17 protein-coding genes are annotated in these 17,804 nt (G+C 71.9%); 12 read left to right on the forward strand and 5 right to left on the reverse strand.

From position 1 onward, the window contains the following. Positions 1–45 precede the first annotated feature (45 nt). Both rpsT and Bra3105_RS01690 read right to left on the reverse strand, forming a co-directional pair. Positions 46–312 carry a 30S ribosomal protein S20 gene (rpsT, locus tag Bra3105_RS01685; RefSeq protein WP_200500816.1) on the reverse strand — a complete coding sequence of 89 codons (267 nt, stop codon included), beginning with the start codon at positions 310–312 and terminating at the stop codon, positions 46–48. Positions 313–607: 295 nt separating this feature from the next. After that, complete coding sequence (locus Bra3105_RS01690) at positions 608–1,273, reverse strand: type II toxin-antitoxin system PemK/MazF family toxin (protein WP_228358355.1); 666 nt, start codon at positions 1,271–1,273, stop codon at positions 608–610. Between the two features lie 241 nt (positions 1,274–1,514). Here Bra3105_RS01690 and lepA point away from each other — a divergent pair, with 241 nt between their 5' ends. The 4 genes from lepA to Bra3105_RS01710 all read left to right on the forward strand — a co-directional run bounded on the left by lepA (position 1,515) and on the right by Bra3105_RS01710 (position 7,094). Continuing rightward, the gene (gene lepA / locus Bra3105_RS01695) at positions 1,515–3,401 is read left to right on the forward strand and encodes a translation elongation factor 4 (RefSeq protein WP_228358356.1); all 1,887 of its coding nucleotides are present in this window, start codon (positions 1,515–1,517) and stop codon (positions 3,399–3,401) included. Next, positions 3,401–5,431 carry a hypothetical protein gene (locus tag Bra3105_RS01700; protein ID WP_228358357.1) on the forward strand — a complete coding sequence of 677 codons (2,031 nt, stop codon included), beginning with the start codon at positions 3,401–3,403 and terminating at the stop codon, positions 5,429–5,431. The genes lepA and Bra3105_RS01700 overlap by 1 nt, the downstream gene beginning before the upstream one ends. Beyond that, on the forward strand, positions 5,428–6,624 hold the full coding sequence (gene hemW, locus Bra3105_RS01705; protein ID WP_228358358.1) for a radical SAM family heme chaperone HemW: 1,197 nt from the start codon (positions 5,428–5,430) through the stop codon (positions 6,622–6,624). Before Bra3105_RS01700 ends, hemW begins: the two co-directional genes overlap by 4 nt. Positions 6,625–6,710: 86 nt before the next feature. Next, entirely contained in the window at positions 6,711–7,094 is a 384-nt protein-coding gene (locus Bra3105_RS01710; protein ID WP_228358359.1) for an iron chaperone, read from the forward strand. 108 nt (positions 7,095–7,202) lie between these two features. Here Bra3105_RS01710 and Bra3105_RS01715 read toward each other — a convergent pair whose 3' ends face one another. Together Bra3105_RS01715 and Bra3105_RS01720 are read right to left on the reverse strand one after the other, a co-directional pair. Beyond that, positions 7,203–8,285: a DUF4870 domain-containing protein gene (locus Bra3105_RS01715; RefSeq protein ID WP_228358360.1), complete on the reverse strand. Its 1,083-nt coding sequence runs from the start codon at positions 8,283–8,285 to the stop codon at positions 7,203–7,205. Between the two features lie 149 nt (positions 8,286–8,434). After that, positions 8,435–9,325 carry a DUF3097 domain-containing protein gene (locus Bra3105_RS01720; RefSeq protein ID WP_228358361.1) on the reverse strand — a complete coding sequence of 297 codons (891 nt, stop codon included), beginning with the start codon at positions 9,323–9,325 and terminating at the stop codon, positions 8,435–8,437. A gap of 82 nt (positions 9,326–9,407) precedes the next feature. Between Bra3105_RS01720 and hrcA the strand changes: the two genes are divergently transcribed. From hrcA to Bra3105_RS01735, 3 genes are all read left to right on the forward strand, one after another. Continuing rightward, complete coding sequence (hrcA, locus tag Bra3105_RS01725; RefSeq protein WP_228358362.1) at positions 9,408–10,436, forward strand: heat-inducible transcriptional repressor HrcA; 1,029 nt, start codon at positions 9,408–9,410, stop codon at positions 10,434–10,436. A gap of 76 nt (positions 10,437–10,512) precedes the next feature. Then, positions 10,513–11,643: a molecular chaperone DnaJ gene (gene dnaJ, locus Bra3105_RS01730; protein WP_228358363.1), complete on the forward strand. Its 1,131-nt coding sequence runs from the start codon at positions 10,513–10,515 to the stop codon at positions 11,641–11,643. 26 nt (positions 11,644–11,669) lie between these two features. After that, a complete protein-coding gene (locus Bra3105_RS01735) occupies positions 11,670–12,470 on the forward strand; it encodes a 16S rRNA (uracil(1498)-N(3))-methyltransferase (protein WP_228358364.1) in 801 nt (266 codons plus the stop codon). Between the two features lie 120 nt (positions 12,471–12,590). Here Bra3105_RS01735 and Bra3105_RS01740 read toward each other — a convergent pair whose 3' ends face one another. Next, positions 12,591–13,133 carry an NADPH-dependent FMN reductase gene (locus Bra3105_RS01740; RefSeq protein WP_228358365.1) on the reverse strand — a complete coding sequence of 181 codons (543 nt, stop codon included), beginning with the start codon at positions 13,131–13,133 and terminating at the stop codon, positions 12,591–12,593. Positions 13,134–13,281: 148 nt separating this feature from the next. Here Bra3105_RS01740 and Bra3105_RS01745 point away from each other — a divergent pair, with 148 nt between their 5' ends. From Bra3105_RS01745 to era, 5 genes are read left to right on the forward strand one after another with little or no spacing between them, the layout of a single operon-like run. Continuing rightward, complete coding sequence (locus Bra3105_RS01745; protein WP_228359578.1) at positions 13,282–13,674, forward strand: histidine triad nucleotide-binding protein; 393 nt, start codon at positions 13,282–13,284, stop codon at positions 13,672–13,674. Then, positions 13,671–14,786, forward strand: coding sequence for a PhoH family protein (locus tag Bra3105_RS01750; RefSeq protein WP_228358366.1), 1,116 nt, complete (start codon positions 13,671–13,673; stop codon positions 14,784–14,786). The genes Bra3105_RS01745 and Bra3105_RS01750 overlap by 4 nt, the downstream gene beginning before the upstream one ends. Next, entirely contained in the window at positions 14,783–15,250 is a 468-nt protein-coding gene (gene ybeY / locus Bra3105_RS01755; protein WP_228358367.1) for an rRNA maturation RNase YbeY, read from the forward strand. The genes Bra3105_RS01750 and ybeY overlap by 4 nt, the downstream gene beginning before the upstream one ends. Beyond that, a complete protein-coding gene (locus Bra3105_RS01760; protein WP_228358368.1) occupies positions 15,247–16,620 on the forward strand; it encodes a hemolysin family protein in 1,374 nt (457 codons plus the stop codon). The genes ybeY and Bra3105_RS01760 overlap by 4 nt, the downstream gene beginning before the upstream one ends. Continuing rightward, positions 16,613–17,659 carry a GTPase Era gene (gene era / locus Bra3105_RS01765; protein WP_228358369.1) on the forward strand — a complete coding sequence of 349 codons (1,047 nt, stop codon included), beginning with the start codon at positions 16,613–16,615 and terminating at the stop codon, positions 17,657–17,659. Before Bra3105_RS01760 ends, era begins: the two co-directional genes overlap by 8 nt. The last annotated feature ends 145 nt before the right edge of the window (positions 17,660–17,804 follow it).

A 17,804-nucleotide genomic window follows, 5' to 3' on the forward strand; every position in this document is an offset into this window, starting at 1 on the left:
CCCGCACCGAACGGTGCGGGGCCCTCGTGGAAGGCAGGAGCCGTCTCAGGCGGCGACGCCGGCGACGAGCTTCGCGAGACCGGACTTGCGGTTCGCGGCCTGGTTCTTGTGGATGACGCCCTTCGAGGCGGCCTTGTCGAGCTTGCGCGAGGCGACCTGCAGCGCGGACTGCGCGGCATCCGCGTCACCGGCGGCGACGGCGGTGCGCACCTTGCGCGCGTAGGTCTTCAGCTCGCTCTTGTAGGCGCGGTTGCGCAGGCGGGCCTTCTCGTTGGTCTTGTTGCGCTTGATCTGCGACTTGATGTTTGCCACGGGACTCTTCTCTTGCTCTGGGATGTGGTGGAACGTCCGCAGCTGCAGAGGAACGGCCACGACGGGGACGGGCGGTGGGGATCGCCTGGAGACGTCGGTGCCGGGTCGCTGCCGCGGTCACGCACCCGAGACGCTCACTCCGGTCGGCCCTGACACGGCGGGCGACCGGGTGTGCGCACACCGGGCGGTATGTCACACATACAGCAGATGAGGTTACCAGCAACGGCCCTGGAATCCCGCGACCATGTGACGTGTCGCGCCCAGGTCACGCGCCCAGGTCGCGCAGGGGCCTCGGTCAGTCCGACCAGCCGTGCACGCGGCGCGCCTCGGCGACGACCGCGTCGAACCGGTCGCGGTCCACGCGTGCGCCCTCCCGGCGCACCGCGGAGGCGGGGATCCTCAGGAGACGGTCCACCCTCACCTCGGAGGGGCGGTGCTGGGAGTCCCACGAACCGGTGCCGATGTCGACCCAGGTCGCGCCGTGCTCGTCGGTGTGGGTGCCCTGCCCGCGATCGCGGGAGGTGAGCATGAGGGCGACGACCGCCTGCCCGGAGCCGTCGGCGCCGCCCACCGACGCGTCCTCGAGGGCGAGGACGAGCACCGGGCGGTCCTTGCCCTGCGCGATGTCCTCCTCGAAATGGACCCAGGCCCAGACGATCTCGCCGGGATCGGCGTCCCCGTCGGCGCTCGGCGCATAGGAGATGGCCGGGGCGGGGGAGGAGGACCGGTCGCGCAGCACCGTGTGCTCGCCGGCGGAACCGCCGGTCTGCCCGCGGGGCGTCCCGTGGGACTGCTCGGGGGACTGCCCCCGGGATCGATGACCGTCGCCGCGGGAGCCGCCGCCCTCGCCGTTGCGCAGCGCGTCCGCGGCGCTGCGCCCGAGATCGCGTGCGGCCCGGCGCACCGTGCGGGAGCGGGCGGCGCGGGTGAGGATCGAGCCGAGTCGGGAGCCGAGGGACATGCGGGTTCTCCTGTGCGGTCGGTGCGGTCGCTGCGGGGGGGGGTGCGGATCGCGCCCATCGTAGACAGCAGCCCGGCGCGGCAGGGCGGCGTGCACGAACGGAAGGGCGCGGCAGGGCCCGGGTGATGTGCGCCCCCAAGCGGCCCCTCGGCCTCGCGATCCGCGCCCGCCATGAGACCATGGCTGGTGCTGCCAGCGTGCGCCCCGGGAAGTGCCCGTCGGCGCCCCGATGAGAGGACAGATGCCGGTGACCCCGAGGATCCCCGCCGATGCCGCGAGCGACATCCAGCCCGCCTCGACGCCCTCGGAGCGCATCCGGAACTTCTGCATCATCGCGCACATCGACCACGGCAAGTCGACGCTGGCCGACCGCATGCTCCAGCTCACCGGCGTCGTCGACGAGCGGGCGATGCGCGCCCAGTACCTCGACCGGATGGACATCGAGCGCGAGCGCGGCATCACCGTGAAGAGCCAGGCCGTGCGCATGCCCTGGCAGGTCGACGGCACGAACTTCGCGCTGAACATGATCGACACCCCCGGGCACGTGGACTTCACCTACGAGGTCTCCCGCTCCCTCGCCGCCTGCGAGGGCGCGATCCTGCTGGTGGACGCGGCCCAGGGCATCGAGGCGCAGACCCTCGCGAACCTCTACCTGGCGATGGAGAACGACCTCACCATCATCCCGGTGCTCAACAAGATCGACCTCCCCGGCGCCGAGCCCGAGAAGTACGCGGCCGAGATCGGCCAGCTCGTAGGCGTCGATCCCGACGACGTGCTGCGCGTCTCCGGCAAGACCGGCGTGGGCGTGCCCGAGCTGCTCGACCACGTGGTGCGCACCCTGCCCGCCCCGACGGGCGACGCGGACGGCCCCTGCCGCGCGATGATCTTCGACTCCGTGTACGACACCTACCGGGGCGTCGTCACCTACGTGCGCGTCTTCGACGGCCGGCTCTCGGCCCGCGAGCGCATCGAGATGCTCTCGACGCGCGCCGAGCACGACCTGCTCGAGCTCGGCGTGATCTCCCCGGAGCCGATCCCCACCCAGGGCCTGGGCCCCGGCGAGGTCGGCTATCTCATCACCGGCGTGAAGGACGTGCGCCAGTCGAAGGTCGGCGACACCGTCACCTCCGCGCGCCACGGCGCCACCGAGCCCCTCGCCGGCTATTCGGATCCCAAGCCGATGGTGTTCTCGGGCCTGTTCCCGATCGACGGCTCGGACTACCCCAACCTGCGCGACGCGCTGGACAAGCTCAAGCTCAACGACGCTGCCCTGAACTACGAGCCCGAGACCTCGACGGCGCTCGGATTCGGCTTCCGCGTGGGCTTCCTGGGGCTGCTGCACCTCGAGATCATCCGCGAGCGCCTCGAGCGCGAGTTCGACCTCGACCTCATCGCGACCGCCCCGAGCGTGATCTACCACGTGACCATGGAGGACGGCACCGAGGTGGACGTGCTCAACCCCTCGGACTTCCCCGAGGGCAAGGTGCGCGAGATCCGCGAGCCGATCACCCGGGCCACGCTGCTGGCCCCTAGCGAGTTCATCGGCGCGATCATGGACCTGTGCCAGTCCAAGCGCGGCAGCCTGCTGGGCATGGACTACCTCTCGGAGGATCGCGTCGAGCTCCGCTACACGCTGCCGCTCGCCGAGATCGTCTTCGACTTCTTCGACCAGCTGAAGTCTCGGACCAAGGGCTATGCGTCCCTGGACTACGACGTCGAGGGCGAGCAGGCCGCCGATCTCGTGAAGGTCGACATGTTGCTGCAGGGAGAACCGGTCGACGCCTTCAGCGCCGTCGTGCACCGCGAGCAGGCCTACCACTACGGCGTCGAGATGGCCGGCAAGCTCAAGAACCTCATCCCTCGCCAGCAGTTCGAGGTGCCCATCCAGGCCGCCATCGGCTCCCGCATCATCGCTCGCGAGAACATCCGCGCCATGCGCAAGGACGTGCTGTCCAAGTGCTACGGCGGCGACATCTCGCGCAAGCGCAAGCTGCTGGAGAAGCAGAAGGAGGGCAAGAAGCGCATGAAGAACATCGGCTCCGTCGAAGTGCCGCAGGAGGCCTTCATCGCCGCGCTCTCCTCGGACGGCGGCGGCGACAGCGGTAGCAAGGACGCGAAGAAGAAGTGATGGCCGCGGCCCCGCAGTCCCCGGGCCGGTCCACGCCATCGTGCCCGGTCGCGGGGACCTGGGCCCTCACGGGCGCGACGGACCCGGTCCTGCTCGGCACCGGCCAGGAGGGGCACAGCCCCGCTCTCGCGAAGCGCTGGGTGCACGAGGATCCCTCGGCGCCCCCGTCGGGATTCGCCACGGCGGCAGGTGCGAAGCTCGGGATCTCCTCGGACGGCGTCTTCACCGAGACCGTCGACGGCGCGACGTCGACCGCATGGTGGGAGCTCGACGGCACCCTGCTGGACACGCCGGCCCCGAGCGAGGGCCGCGTCATCGCCGAGGGGGATGCGCTCCACCTGGTGCCCCGCGCCGGGATCGGGCGGGTCTCCTACGAGGTCGACGGAGTGCTCCACGGAGCCGACACGACCACGGTCTCCGACCGCCTCACCCTCGATCGCGACGGCACCCTCCTGCGCACGGTCTCGGTCTCCCAGGACGCGGGGGACGTGCTGGGGCGCACCTGGTACAGGTACGTACGGACGACGAGCGGGTCGCACCCGTCGGCGACCGCCGCAGCAGCGGGCTCCGACTCCGCACCGACGTCCGGGCCGCGCGAGGTGCGCGACGTCCCCGGTCTCGAGGACGGCCTGCGGCTCGAGATCCCGACCGATCTGGCCGCTGCGATCCTCGCTGACCACGCGCGGGCCGAGCGGCTGGACCGGGAGAACACCGTGGCGCGGGCGCAGGGTGCCTCCGGAGCCGCGGCATGGTCGTCGGCCGATGGAATCGCGGACCTGCGACTGCTCCTCCTGGATGCCCTCGCGCCGCAGTCGGTGCGGCAGATCAGCGGCGGCTCCGTGCGCATGAGCGACGGGAAGGTGCTGCGCGGCCCGGCCCCGTCGGCCGACGGGAGGGATGACCTCAGGCCCGCTCCGGAGCGGAGCATGCTCCCCGTGCTCAAGGATCGACTGGCCCCGCTGCTGGCCGGATGCCTGCCCCGTCCCGGTCGGCCGCGCGCAGAGATCGGATCGCTCCTGGTCGCGGATCCGGCGCGCCAGGAGGTCCGCTGGGTGCTGTTCATGGGCAGGGCGGCGGCGCTGTGGAACGAGGCGATCCGGGACGGCTTCCCATATCGTCGCTGCCTCGACCTCGCCCGCGAGCTGCGCGACATCGATCCGGAGCGGCTGCGCCGGCGCCTCCCGGCGCTGCCCGCCGTGCTGCTCGATGAGACCGTCTCCCGCGCCCACCCGGACGTCATCCTCGAGGTCGCCGCCGCCCTCGCCGCACCGACGGACGAGAGCCATCTGCGCGCGCTGTATGCCGAGGACGAGCCGGCGCCGTCCGAGGAAGCAGACAGTGCGCCTGTTTCGCCCACGCTGTGGAACGCCGTCCGCCTGGACCTTCCGGCCGATCGCGCCGCGGTCATCCGCGACCAGCAGCGCGAGGCGCTGCGCGTGGACGCCGAGCACTCGCTGCAGACGCATGTGGAGCGAGGGACCCGGTTCACGTCCCCGGAGAAGCGGGGCATCGCGAAAATGCAGACGATCTCCCTCGAGCGCAGGAACGGCGAGGCCCGCATGGGCACGCGCACGGGCCTCGTCCACCGGCTGCGCGACTGCCGGGGCCTTGCCCGGCCCGGGCGTCGCGGGTTCCGACGGCACGTGCCCCACGGATGGCCCCGGCCGGGGGAGTTCGCCGACTTCGTCCTCGAGTTCGAGGTGGCGCCGGCCCTCGCCGAGATCGCCCTCGGCCCCGCCGACGGCTCGGTCGCCGACTTCGGCTCATTGCAGGTGCTGGACCTGCGCACGGGCGAGGTGCGATGGGTGCTGTTCCTGGGCGAAGCGGCCGAGGGCTGGGAGCGTGCCGTCCGCGCGGCCATGCTCGAGGACACGGCCATCGAGCTCGGCAGGGAGCTGCAGGCCATGAGCGCGGAGGAGTTCGCACGCCGGATCCCGCCGCTCCCGATCACACTGCACGACGCCCTGACGGATCTGGAGCCCCTGCCCGGCATCGAGATCCCCGGCCGCAGCGAGGAGAATCCCGGATGAGCACCACGACAGCCTTCGCGCCCGAGGCGGACCAGACCGGGGGATCGCGCGACCTCTCGGTCTACATCCACGTGCCGTTCTGCGCGGTGCGCTGCGGATACTGCGACTTCAACACCTACACCGCGACCGAGCTGGGCGGCGGCGGGTCCCAGCGCGAGTACCCAGCCAACGCCATGCGCGAGATGGACCTGACCCTCGCGGACGACGCGGCCCACGGCATCGACTACGACCGGGTCTCCACGGTGTTCTTCGGCGGCGGCACACCCACCCTGCTTCCCGCCGACGATCTCGTCGCGATGCTCTCCCATCTGCGCTCGCTCGTGCCCTTCGCGCCGGACGTCGAGGTCACGACCGAGGCGAACCCGGACTCCGTCACCCCCGAGTCGCTGCGCACCCTGGTCGAGGGCGGCATCACCCGCGTCTCCTTCGGCATGCAGTCCGCGGTGCGCAGCGTGCTCGCGACGCTCGACCGCACGCATGATCCCGAGCGGGTCCCGCAGGCCGTCGCCTGGGCGAAGGACGCGGGGCTCTCGGTGAGCCTCGATCTGATCTACGGGACGCCGGGGGAGACCGTCGCCGACGTCGAGACGTCGGTGCGCGCGGCCCTGGCCTGCGACGTCGACCATCTCTCCGCCTACTCGCTGATCATCGAGGGGAACACGGCGATGGCCCGTCGGCTGCGCCACGGTGAGATCTCCGAGCCCGATCCGGACGACATGGCCGACAAGTACGAGCTCATCGACGACCTCACCAGCGCGCACGGACTGCAGTGGTACGAGGTCTCGAACTTCGCCCGCACCACCGCTGAGCGCTGCCGTCACAACCTCGCCTACTGGCGCGGTGCGGACTGGTGGGGGATCGGCCCCGGTGCGCACAGGCATCGGCGCGGCATGCGCGCCTGGAACGTCAAGCACCCCAGCCGTTACGCCGGCATGCTCGCCCAGGGCGTCCTGCCCGTGCAGGAGTCCGAGCAGCTGACCGAGCAGGATCGTCTCCTCGAGCGGATCATGCTCGAGCTGCGCATCGCCGACGGGCTCCCGGTCGAGGAGGTGCCCGGGCAGACCCGCGGGATGCTCGCCGTCCACCGGGATCGCGGCCACCTCGATCCCCACGCCCTCGCCGAGGGCAGGGCGGTGCTCACGCGGGAGGGCCGTCTGCTGGCCGACGCCGTCATCCGCGACCTCGTGCCCTGACGTCAGGGGCCACCAGCGCTGCGTCCTCCGGGTGCGGATGCACGGGATCCCGTGCACGGGCGCGGGGCCGGTGCCAGACTGTCCGCATGACCGCGCGCACCGAGAAGCCGAAGACCGTCGAGGAGTACTTCGCCGGGCTGGACGGTCCCGCCCTCGAGCTCGCCCAGCAGCTGCGCGAGCTCGCGCGCGAGGTCGTCCCCGAGGCGAGCGAGCAGCTGAAATGGGGCAACGTCGCCTGGGTGCACCCGCAGGGCATGATCCTGTTCGTGGTCAGCACCCACGCGAAGCACGCGAACGCGGCCTTCACGCCCAGCACCCGCGAGGCCTTCGATGCGCAGCTGGAGGACTTCGAGACCGGCAAGGGCACCGTGAAGCTCCCGTACGGGCGGCCGGCCCCGGTGGACCTGCTGCGCGAGATGATGCGCCATCGTCTCCGCGAGTACGAGGTGGACGGCGTCACCTGGAGGTAGGGCACGCCGGCACCTGCATCGTGCGGACAACGGGAGGGCCCGGGATCAAGCAGATGATCCCGGGCCCTCCCGTCGTCCGATGCGGCGACCGCTCGCGCGGCCACCCGCTCACTTCACGAGGCGGATGTTCATGGGGTAGTTCCACCACTGGCGGTCGTTCGCCTTCACGGCGCCCATGATCGCGAAGATGATGTGCAGGACCGCGGGGACGGCGACCACCACGAAGAGGAACGAGAGGATCCCCAGGGAGATCAGGGCGAGGATCCCGCACACGATCGTCAGCACGATCTCCGCGATGATCACGGCGATCGCCGCGTTCAGCGCCTCGGCCGCGTTGAAGCGGATGAAGCGGTTGCGGTCCTTGAAGACCAGGAAGATGATCAGCGGCCCGAGCCAGCCGAGCGTTCCGAAGCTGATGAGGTACCCGATCACCACGGCGAGCTGCGCGAGCATCGACCACAGCTTCACGTCGGACTCGGCCGTCGGCTGTCCGGTGAGCGGCCCCGGGTACACGCCCTTGATGTGCGGAGGGGGAGTGTTCGACCAGTCGCCCGCGGGGGTCGGGCCCGGGATCTGCTGGTAGGCGCCCTGCTGTCCGCCTGCGCCCTGCTGCCCACTCGCACCCTGCGGGTATCCGGTGTTCTGCGCGTACCCGGAGTTCTCCTGGTATCCGCCCTGCCCATCGGCGGGGTTCTGGTGAGCCGCGCCCTGGGGACCTGCCTGCCCGGAGCTCTGCGCGGACCCGCCGTGGCCGTAGCCGTAGCCGCTCTGCTCGCCGCTCGGAGGCGCGCCCGCGGCGGACGACTGGGACGCGTCACCCGCGCCGTAGGGCGATGCCTGCCCGTAGGGAGTGGCCTGCCCATAGGGGGAGGCCTGCCCATACGCAGTGGTCTGACCGTCGTCCGTCGGTCGGGGAGCGGAGAACTCGTTGTCCACGCTGAACGACCCGCCGCCGTCGACGGACGCGTGGTCCGCGACATCCGCCGTGTCCCCGGCGCCCGCCGATTCTGCACCGTCCACGGCGGCGTTCTCGGCGGATGCGCTGCCACCGGGCGCGTCCGTCCCCTCGGCACCGGGGACGCCCTCGGGTGCGGCGCCGGCCTGCGAAGGGTCGGCCGCCCACCCGGTCCGGTCCGTGCCGTCGTCCTGCGTCGGCCGATACGGGTCGACGGGTCCGTTGTTCTCGCTCATGGGATCGCTCCTCGTCCGGTTCGATCGCTCCGCAGCGCGGTCGCGCAGGCCGAGCGGGTTCACGTGCGCCACGAGCCTATCGGGCGCATCACGCCCGCGCGCGGGGGAGTTCCGCTGCGCGTCCCGGGGGAAAGCCCCCGTCGCACGGCTCAGGACTCGGTGGTCACCCAGTCGATGAGCTCCTCGATGCGTCCGGAGAGGGTGGGCTCCACGTCGGCGTAGGAGCGGACCGTCGCGAGGATCCGCTGCCAGCCCTCGGCGATGTCGGCCTGCTCGGCGTGCGGCCAGCCCAGCGCCCGCAGCGTCCCGACCTTGATGTCGGTGCCGCGGGGCACTTGGGGCCACGCCTGGAGTCCGACGCGCGCGGGGCGCACGGCCTGCCAGACGTCGACGTACGGGTGGCCGAGGATCAGCACGTTCCCGCGTGCGCCGGGAAGGTGCATGGTGTCCTCGGCAAGTCGCGTCTCCTTCGAGCCCTTGACGAGGTGGTCGACCAGCACGCCCAGGCGTCGGCCCGGGCCGGGGGCGAAGTCGCGCACGCGCTCGGCGAGGTTGTCGGCGCCGTCGAGCATCTCGACGACCACGCCCTCGATGCGCAGGTCGTGTCCCCACACCTTCTGCACCAGCTCGGCGTCGTGCTTGCCCTCGACCCAGATCCGCGAGGCGCGGGCGGTGCGGGCCTTCGCGCCCTGCACGTAGACGGAGCCGGAGGCGGAGCGCTGCCGGGCGGGAGCGGCGGCCGCGGCGCGCTGCGGCGGCACCAGGCGCACCGGCCTGCCGTCGATCATGAAGCCGGGGCCCATCGGGAAGCCGCGGCGCCGACCGCGTCCGTCCTCGAGCTCGACGACGAGCTCGCCGGCGATCTTCTCGAGGCGCACGATCGCGCCGGTGAAGCCCGTGGACGCCTCCTCGACGACGAGATCCCGCTGCGCGGGCACGTCGGCGGCCTGCGGGGCGCGGCGGTGGTGGGAGGGCGCGGGCGAGGAGAGGACGTCCTGGCCGTAGCGGTCGGGGAAGGATCGCGGTGACACGGCCGACACCGTACACCGGTGGCGAACACCTCTCGTGGAGCGGCGTCGGCGACGCGTAGGATTGGCACTCGGAAGCGAACAGTGCCAGCGCATGGGAGGTGAGCACGTGGAGGAGCGCAGGCTGCAGATCCTGGGCGCGATCGTCGAGGACTACGTCGCCACTCGCGAGCCCGTGGGCTCGAAATCCCTGCTGGACCGCCACGATCTGGGGGTCTCGGCGGCCACGGTCCGCAACGACATGTCGCTGCTCGAGGAGGAGGGGCTGATCACCCAGCCCCACACCTCCGCCGGCCGGGTCCCCACCGACAAGGGCTATCGCGCCTTCGTCGACCACGTCGCCGCGATCAAGCCGCTGTCCTCGCCGGAGAAGCGGGCGATCCGCTCCTTCCTCGACGACGCCGGCGATCTCGACGAGCTGCTGACGCGCACCGTCCGTCTGCTCGCCCAGCTCACCCACCAGGTCGCGCTCGTGCAGTACCCGGCGGTGCGGCAGGCCCGGGTGCGCCACGTCGAGCTCGTGAAGGTGGCCGACGCGCTCCTGCTCGTCGTCCTCATCACCGAGTCCGGCCAGGTCGACCAGCGCACCATCCCTCTGCTCGCAGGGCGCTCCGTCGAGTTCGACACGGACTTCTACGCGGACCTGCGCGCGCGCATGAACCAGGCCGTCGTCGGCCGCGAAGTCACCGACCTCCACGATCCGCTCGCCGAGCTCGTCACCCGCAGCCCCGCCGCGGTGCAAGAGGCGTGCCGCGAGGTCGTCGACGCCCTGCTGGGCCTCGCCGACAGCCGCACCGAGGACCGCATCATCATGGCCGGCGCCGCGAACCTCGCCCGCTCGGCCGGCGACTTCACCACGCAGGTCGAGCCGCTCCTGGACGTGCTCGAGGAGCAGCTCGTGCTGCTGCGCCTGCTGGGCTCGATGCGCGCAGAGCCCGGAGCCGTGGAGGTCCGCATCGGCCAGGAGATCCCCGAGCACGCGCTCACCCAGGCGTCCCTCGTGGGCGCCGGGTACCGTGACGGCTCGCACCTGGCGATCCTCGGCCCCACCCGGATGGACTACGTGACCGGCATCTCCACCGTCCAGGCCCTCGCGCGCTACGTCTCCCGCTTCCTGGGCTGATGCTCGTCCCCGAGATGAGGCACCCGACGCTTCCGCCCGCGCCCCACCGAACCACCGCCACAGCAAGGACCCCTTCGTGAACGACGACTACTACGAGCTGCTCGGCGTCAGCCGCGAGGCCTCGACCGACGAGATCAAGAAGGCCTACCGCAAGCTCGCCCGCACCCTGCACCCGGACGTCAACCCCGACCCCGAGGCGCAGGAGAAGTTCAAGCGGGTCTCCCAGGCCTACGAGACCCTCTCGAACCCCGACCGCCGCCGCCAGTACGACATGGGCGGCGGCCCCGGCATGGGCGGGTTCCCCGGCGGGGCGTCCTTCGACTTCTCGGACATCTTCGACATGTTCGCCGGCGCCTCGGGCATGCGCGGCCGCGGACAGGGCCCCACCCCGCGCCAGCGCCGCGGAGGCGACGTGCTGCGGCGCACCGAGGTGAGCCTGCGCGACGTCGTCTTCGGCACCGAACAGGACGTCACCTTCCGCACCGCCGTCGCCTGCGATCGCTGCCAGGGCTCCTGCTGCGAGCCCGGCACGAGCCCCACCCGCTGCACCAACTGCAGCGGCAGCGGCCACGTCCAGCGCGTCGCGCAGTCGCTGCTCGGCCAGATGGTGACGATGGCGCCGTGCCCCGTCTGCGGCGGCCACGGCGACGTCATCGAGTCCCCCTGCACCCAGTGCTCCGGCCACGGCCGCACCCCCAGCGAGCGCACCGTGACGGTGCGCATCCCCGCGGGCGTCGAGGACGGCACCCGCATCCAGCTGCGCGGAGAGGGCGAGGTCGGCGAGGCCGGAGGTCCCGCGGGCGACCTCTTCGTCGAGCTCTCCGTCGCCGAGCACGACGTCTTCGTGCGCGAGGGCTCGGACCTCGTCACCCGCCTGCGGGTCCCGATGACCGCCGCCGCGCTCGGCGCGAGCATCCCCCTGGAGACCTTCGACGGCGAGCGCACCGTGGAGATCCAGGCGGGCAGCCAGCCCGAGGAGGAGATCGTCCTCAAGGGCCTCGGCGTCACCCCGCTGCGCCGCAGCACCCGCGGCGACATCCGCGTCGAGCTCGACGTGCAGATCCCCACCCGGCTCGACGACGAGCAGCGCGAACTGCTCGAGAAGCTCGCGAGCGTCCGCGACGAGGAGAAGCCCGCCGCCACCTCCGGCCGGCGCGGATCGCACGGCATGTTCGGCAAGCTGCGCGACCGCCTCCGCGAGCGCTGAGACCCGATCCGCCGAGGAGCAACCCCGTGCCCGACACCCCCGCCGCCTTCCTGGTGCTCGACGACGCCCTCGCATCGCTCGGCGAGGGATCGCGCTACGACCTCGCGGGCGAGGAGGGCAGGCACGCGGCCAAGGTCGCGCGCATCCGCGCGGGGGAGCGGATCCTGCTGAGCGACGCGGACGGCCGTCAGGCCCGCGCCGAGGTGACCGAGGCCCGCAAGGAGGAGCTCTCCCTGTGTCTCCTCGAGGCGCCCTCGGATCCGGTCGCCCGCTCACCGCGCCTCTCCCTCGTGCAGGCGCTGGCCACCGGCGGACGCGACGAGCAGGCGATCGAGTCGGCGACCGAGCTGGGCGTCGACCGGGTGACCCCCTGGATCGCGCACCGATCGGTGTCCGTCTGGAAGGGCGAGAAGCTGCGGAAGGGCCGTGCGCGCTGGGAGAGCACCGTGCGCGCGGCCGTCAAGCAGTGCCGTCGGCGCGGCATCCCCGCGGTCGACGAGGCCCGGACCAGCGCCCAGCTCGTCGAGGATCTGCGCGAGCGCAACGCGGCGGGGGCCATGGTCCTCGTGCTGCACGAGCAGGAGTCGGTGGGTCTTATGGGACTCGCCGAGCAGCTGCGCGCCCTGCGGGCCGACGAGGTGCCTGCCGGGGTGCCTGAGATCGTGGTGGTCGTCGGGCCCGAGGGCGGGATCTCTCCGGAGGAGCTCGCGCAGCTGAAGGAGGCTGGGGCGCGATCCGTGCTGCTGGGCCCTGAGGTTCTGCGCTCCTCGACCGCCGGCCCCGCGGCCATCGCCGTGATCAGCGCACTCGTCGGCCGGTGGGGCTGAGAGCAGTGCACTGAGCGGGACAGCGAACGGAGAGGGCCCGGGACCCCTGGGGTCCCGGGCCCTCCCGGTGTTCGATGGTGCTCCGCACCAGCGCGCGTTTCCCAGCGCGCGTCGCGCGCGTCAGGCGGCCGGCTGCAGCGCCTTTTCCTCGAGGGAGGCGAGGTCCGCGGCCAGACGGGCCACCTTCTCCTCGGCGACGAACAGCTCGCCCTCGAGCGAGAGGTCCTCGCGGAAGCCCAGACCGAGCGTGTCGACGACGTCGGCGCCGACGCGGCTCATGAGGGTCTCCAGGAGGGGCAGCACCTCGTTCGCGGCGTTCCAGCCGTAGCCGATGAGCAGCAGCGGCAGGCCGCTCCACTCGCCGTAGAGGAAGTCGACGGCGTTCTTCAGGGCGCCGGGGTACGAGCCGTTGTACTGGGGGGTGAGGATTACGGCGGCATCGAGGGCGGCGATGCGCTCGCCCCAGGTCCGGCCGTGGTCGGTGGTCTTGTCGGCCCCGGACTTCGGGGACTGCGGCTCGTCGAAGGCGGGCAGCGCGACCTCGCGCAGGTCGATCAGGTCCACCTCGAAGCGGTCGTCGACCGCATCGGCGACCCAGCGCGCCACATGGTCGGCGACGCGTTTCGGGCGGGCGCTGGAGAGGATGATTCCGAGCTTGGGCATTCCGGGGACCTCACGAAAGTAGTTGACAACTGAACCAGTCGGGGACAGTCAACTCCTTGGGACCCTCGAAAGCCAGGATCATGAACCAGCTGTGGTCGACCCCACGCGCACGCCCGGTCGGCCCGTGGCCCGTAGAATCGGGACCATGATGAGCACCGAGCCCGCCAGCGCCCCGACGCCCGGGTCCGCGGCCGCGATCCGCGTCGACCCCGAGTGCGTCTTCTGCAGGATCGTCGCGGGGGAGATCCCCTCCGAGCGCGTCCACGAGGACGAGTCGGTGATCGCCTTCAAGGACCTCTCGCCGAAGGCCCCTGTCCACGTCCTCGTCGTGCCGCGCACCCACCTGCGCGACGTCCGCGAGCTCGCGTCCGAGCCGTCCCTGCTGGCCCACGTGGCCTCCGTGGCCGGCGACCTCGCCGCCGATCTCGCGGACGGCGACTTCCGCCTCGTCTTCAACACCGGCGCCCACGCCGGCCAGACCGTCTTCCACGTGCACGCGCACGTGCTCGCGGGCGGAGAGCTCGCAGAAGGAGAGATGTGAGCGACCCCGCCACTCCCGCACCGGGCCCCGAGCCCTCCGTCACCGAGAGGCACCTCTCGATCCCCGACCACCTCAGCCCCCTGCAGGTGCTCGGCGAGTCCGACAGCGCCCTGGACGCCCTCGAGGGGGCGGTCCCGGAGGCCGACATCGTCGTGCGCGGGCACCGGGTCACGCTGCGCGGCACCGCCGACGCGGTGCGCCGCGGCGAGCACATCGTGCGCTCGCTGATCCAGATCGCGCAGCAGGGCCAGACCGTCACCCCCGAGGCCGTCGGCCGCGCGGCCGCCCTCTACGGCGACGAGCGCGCCGCCGGCGAGCGCATCGACACCGTCCTCTCGCAGGCCGTGCTGTCCTCGCGCGGGCGCACGATCCGCCCCAAGACCCTGGGTCAGAAGCAGTACATCGACGCCGTCGAGAACTCGACGGTGACCTTCGGCATCGGCCCCGCCGGCACCGGCAAGACCTACCTCGCGGTCGCCGTCGCGGTGCGCATGCTCCTGAGCAAGCAGGTCGAGCGCATCATCCTCACTCGGCCCGCGGTCGAGGCGGGGGAGCGGCTCGGATTCCTCCCGGGCGGGCTCAACGAGAAGATCGACCCCTACCTGCGCCCGCTCTACGATGCCCTGCACGACATGCTCGACCCCGAGTCGATCCCGCGGCTGATGGGCGCCGGCACCATCGAGGTGGCGCCGCTGGCGTACATGCGAGGGCGTACCCTGAACGACGCCTTCATCATTCTCGACGAGGCCCAGAACACCAGCCCCGAGCAGATGAAGATGTTCCTCACGCGTCTCGGCTTCAACTCGACGATGGTCGTCACCGGCGACGTCACCCAGGTCGACCTCCCCGGCGGCCAGCCCAGCGGCCTCAAGGTCGTCGAGCAGGTCCTGCAGGGGATCGACGACATCTCCTTCTGCCGCCTCACACCGCAGGACGTCGTGCGCCACCGCCTGGTCTCCGAGATCGTCGAGGCCTACGGCCGCTGGGAGATCGGCGGCCGCGACGGGCGCGGCGGTCCCGGTGGCGCGGGCGGACGCACGAGCAGGGGCTCCTCCGGGGGCCGCGGAGGATCCGGCCAGCGCCGGCACGAGAGCAGGAGCACCGGCCGATGAGCATCGAGGTCCGCAACGAGACCACCACCCGCATCGACGAGCGCGAGTTCGTCGATCTCGCGCGCTTCGTGCTCGAGAAGATGCGGATGCACCCGCTCACCGAGCTCTCGATCCTCTTCGTGGACGAGTCGGCCATGGAGCAGCTCCACATCCAGTGGATGGATGAGCCGGGGCCGACGGACGTGCTGAGCTTCCCCATGGACGAGCTCACGCCGGGCACCGAGGACCAGGCCGCCCCCGAGGGCCTCCTCGGCGACATCGCGATCTGCCCGAGCGTCGCCGCCAAGCAGGCCGCCTCCTCCGGGCACAGCGCGGTCGAGGAGATGCTGCTGCTGGCCACGCACGGCATGCTCCATCTCATGGGCTACGACCACGCCGAGGAGGACGAGAAGAAGGTCATGTTCGACCTCCAGCGCCGTCTGCTGCTGACCTTCCTCTCCACGCGCGGCCAGGACGCCGAGTGACGGCGCTGCTCCTCGTCCTCATCCCCCTGGCCGTGCTCGGCATGGTCTGCGGCGGTCTGCTCTCCGCGGCCGACGCCGCGCTGCTGGGCACGTCCCGCGCGGCGCTCGAGCGCCACCTCGAGGAGGCCGAGGCTCCCGAGCGCGTGCGCCGCCGCGTGCTGCACCAGCACGAGGACGCCCCGCACACCCTCGCCGCGATCAGCCTGGGCCGCGTGATCTCCGAGTCGATCATGGCCGTCGCGATCACCGCGATCGTGTTCGAGACCATGGACGGCTGGGTGCTGCCCACCCTGATCTCCGTGGCGATCGCCGTCGTCGGCTCCTTCCTCGTGGTCTCGGTGTCCCCGCGCACGGTGGGACGGCGCCGGCCCGAGCGGTTCTCCACGCTGCTCTCGGGCCTGATCGGCGTGGTGCGCAGTCTCCTCGGCCCGCTCGCGCGCCTCATGATCCATGTGGGCTCGGCCTTCACGCCGGGCGGCAAGATCTCCGGCGGCCCGTACGCGACCGAGGCGGAGCTGCGCCAGTACGTGGACCGGGCCATGGAGAACGAGGAGCTCGAGGACTCCGAGCGCGACATGATCCAGGGCGTCTTCGACCTCGGGGACACGCTGGTGCGCGAGATCATGGTGCCGCGCACGGACATCGTCACGGTCACCGCGGACACCACCGCGGAGAAGGCCATGCGGCTGTTCGTCCGCTCCGGGTACTCCCGGATCCCCGTGGTCGGCGAGACGGTCGACGACCTCCAGGGCGTGCTCTACGTCAAGGACGTCATGCGCACGATCCACTCCCCGTGGGATCCCCGCCCCGAGCGGCCCGTCGCCGAGATCATGCGCGCACCGATGGTGCTGCCCGAGTTCCTCGGGGCCGACGAGGTGCTGCACGCGATGCAGACCCGCCGCGTGCACATCGCGATCCTCGTCGACGAGTACGGCGGCGTCTCCGGGATGGTCACCATCGAGGACGTCCTCGAGGAGATCGTGGGCGAGATCGCGGACGAGCACGACCGCGCCGAGCTGCGCATCGAGGAGTTCGGTGAGGGCGTGTTCCGCGTCCCGGCGCGGGAGAGCATCGGGGCCGCCGGCGAGCTCTTCGGCCTCGACATCGAGGACGAGGACGTCGACACCGTGGGCGGCCTTCTCGCCAAGGCGCTCGGGCGCATCCCGATCCTCGGCGCGGAGGCCGACGCACTGGGTCTGCACCTGGAGGCCGACCGCACCGGCGGGCGCCGCAAGCAGCTCGCGACCGTGCTCGTCAGCCGCACACCCAAGGACGAGCGCGAGGACACCCGCACCGGCGCGGTGCCCGTCGTCGCCGCGCACGAGGACGAGGGCGGCGCCGCCGCCTCCGAGGAGGAGCACCATGCCTGAGAGCGTCATCGGGAGCGGCGAGGCCGACGGGGCCGAAGGGGCCGACAGGACGGACGGGGACGACAGGACGGACGGGGCCCGCGGGCCCGGCGAGGCGGGCGGCGCCGCGGAGCATCGCGCCGGGTTCGTCGCGCTCGTCGGCCGGCCGAACGTCGGCAAGTCGACGCTCACCAACGCCCTGGTGGGGGAGAAGGTCGCGATCACCTCCTCCAAGCCGCAGACCACGCGCCGTGCGATCCGCGGCATCCTCACCCGCGAGGACGCCCAGATCATCCTCGTGGACACCCCCGGCGTGCACCGCCCGCGCACGCTGCTGGGGGAGCGCCTGAACGACCTGGTGCGCGAGACGCTCACCGAGGTCGACGTGGTGGGCTTCTGCCTACCCGCCGATCAGAAGATCGGCCCCGGCGACCGCTTCATCGCGGAGGACCTCGCCGAGATGCGCCAGGGCCGGCGCGGCCCGAAGGTGGTCGCGATCGTCACCAAGTGCGACCTGGTGCGGCCCGAGCGGATCGCCGAGCACCTCATGGACGTCGACCAGCTGCTCGACGTCGACGCGATCGTCCCGATCAGCGCCGTCACCGGACGCCAGATCGACGACCTCGTGGGCGTGATCGCCGGCCTCCTGCCGGAGAGCCCGCAGCTGTACCCCGACGGGCAGCTCACCGAGGAGAGCGACGAGGACCGCATCGCCGAGCTCATCCGCGAGGCGGCCCTCGAGGGCGTGCGCGACGAGCTCCCGCACTCGATCGCCGTGGTGGTCGAGGAGATCGCCGAGACCGATCCCGACGGCGACCCCTTCGCCGAGATCGCCCCCGGAGAGGGGCGCCTGGTGGTGCGGGCGAGCCTCTTCGTCGAGCGCGACAGCCAGAAGGGCATCATCATCGGCCGCGGCGGCTCCCGGCTGCGGGAGGTCGGCTCCCACGCACGCGCCGGCATCAATCAGCTGCTCGGCCGCACGGTGCACCTGGACCTGCGTGTGAAGGTCGCCAAGGACTGGCAGCGCGACCCTCGCCAGCTCGGGCGGCTCGGATTCTGAGACGGGGATCGGGCGCGCGGCACCGGGTGTACGGTGACTCACGTGCTGGGAACGATCCTCCTGCTTAGCCGCCGCGTCGAGGCCTGATACGCCGGGACCTCGCCGCGGCTGCTCCTCTGCCCACCCGGCGACCCGCATCAGCAGA

It is taken from the genome of Brachybacterium halotolerans subsp. kimchii (genome assembly GCF_020792675.1).
In the GTDB taxonomy this organism is placed as follows: Bacteria; Actinomycetota; Actinomycetes; order Actinomycetales; family Dermabacteraceae; genus Brachybacterium; species Brachybacterium halotolerans.

What these genes read in the sequence shown, in the direction of transcription:
- Bra3105_RS01745 (WP_228359578.1), top strand. Translation starts at nt 13,282, where the DNA reads ATGAGCACCGAGCCCGCCAGCGCCCCGACGCCCGGGTCCGCGGCCGCG.
- Bra3105_RS01715 (WP_228358360.1), bottom strand. Translation starts at nt 8,285, where the DNA reads ATGAGCGAGAACAACGGACCCGTCGACCCGTATCGGCCGACGCAGGAC.
- Bra3105_RS01710 (WP_228358359.1), top strand. Translation starts at nt 6,711, where the DNA reads ATGACCGCGCGCACCGAGAAGCCGAAGACCGTCGAGGAGTACTTCGCC.
- ybeY (WP_228358367.1), top strand. Translation starts at nt 14,783, where the DNA reads ATGAGCATCGAGGTCCGCAACGAGACCACCACCCGCATCGACGAGCGC.
- Bra3105_RS01740 (WP_228358365.1), bottom strand. Translation starts at nt 13,133, where the DNA reads ATGCCCAAGCTCGGAATCATCCTCTCCAGCGCCCGCCCGAAACGCGTC.
- Bra3105_RS01690 (WP_228358355.1), bottom strand. Translation starts at nt 1,273, where the DNA reads ATGTCCCTCGGCTCCCGACTCGGCTCGATCCTCACCCGCGCCGCCCGC.
- lepA (WP_228358356.1), top strand. Translation starts at nt 1,515, where the DNA reads ATGCCGGTGACCCCGAGGATCCCCGCCGATGCCGCGAGCGACATCCAG.
- hrcA (WP_228358362.1), top strand. Translation starts at nt 9,408, where the DNA reads ATGGGAGGTGAGCACGTGGAGGAGCGCAGGCTGCAGATCCTGGGCGCG.
- Bra3105_RS01700 (WP_228358357.1), top strand. Translation starts at nt 3,401, where the DNA reads ATGGCCGCGGCCCCGCAGTCCCCGGGCCGGTCCACGCCATCGTGCCCG.
- hemW (WP_228358358.1), top strand. Translation starts at nt 5,428, where the DNA reads ATGAGCACCACGACAGCCTTCGCGCCCGAGGCGGACCAGACCGGGGGA.
- era (WP_228358369.1), top strand. Translation starts at nt 16,613, where the DNA reads ATGCCTGAGAGCGTCATCGGGAGCGGCGAGGCCGACGGGGCCGAAGGG.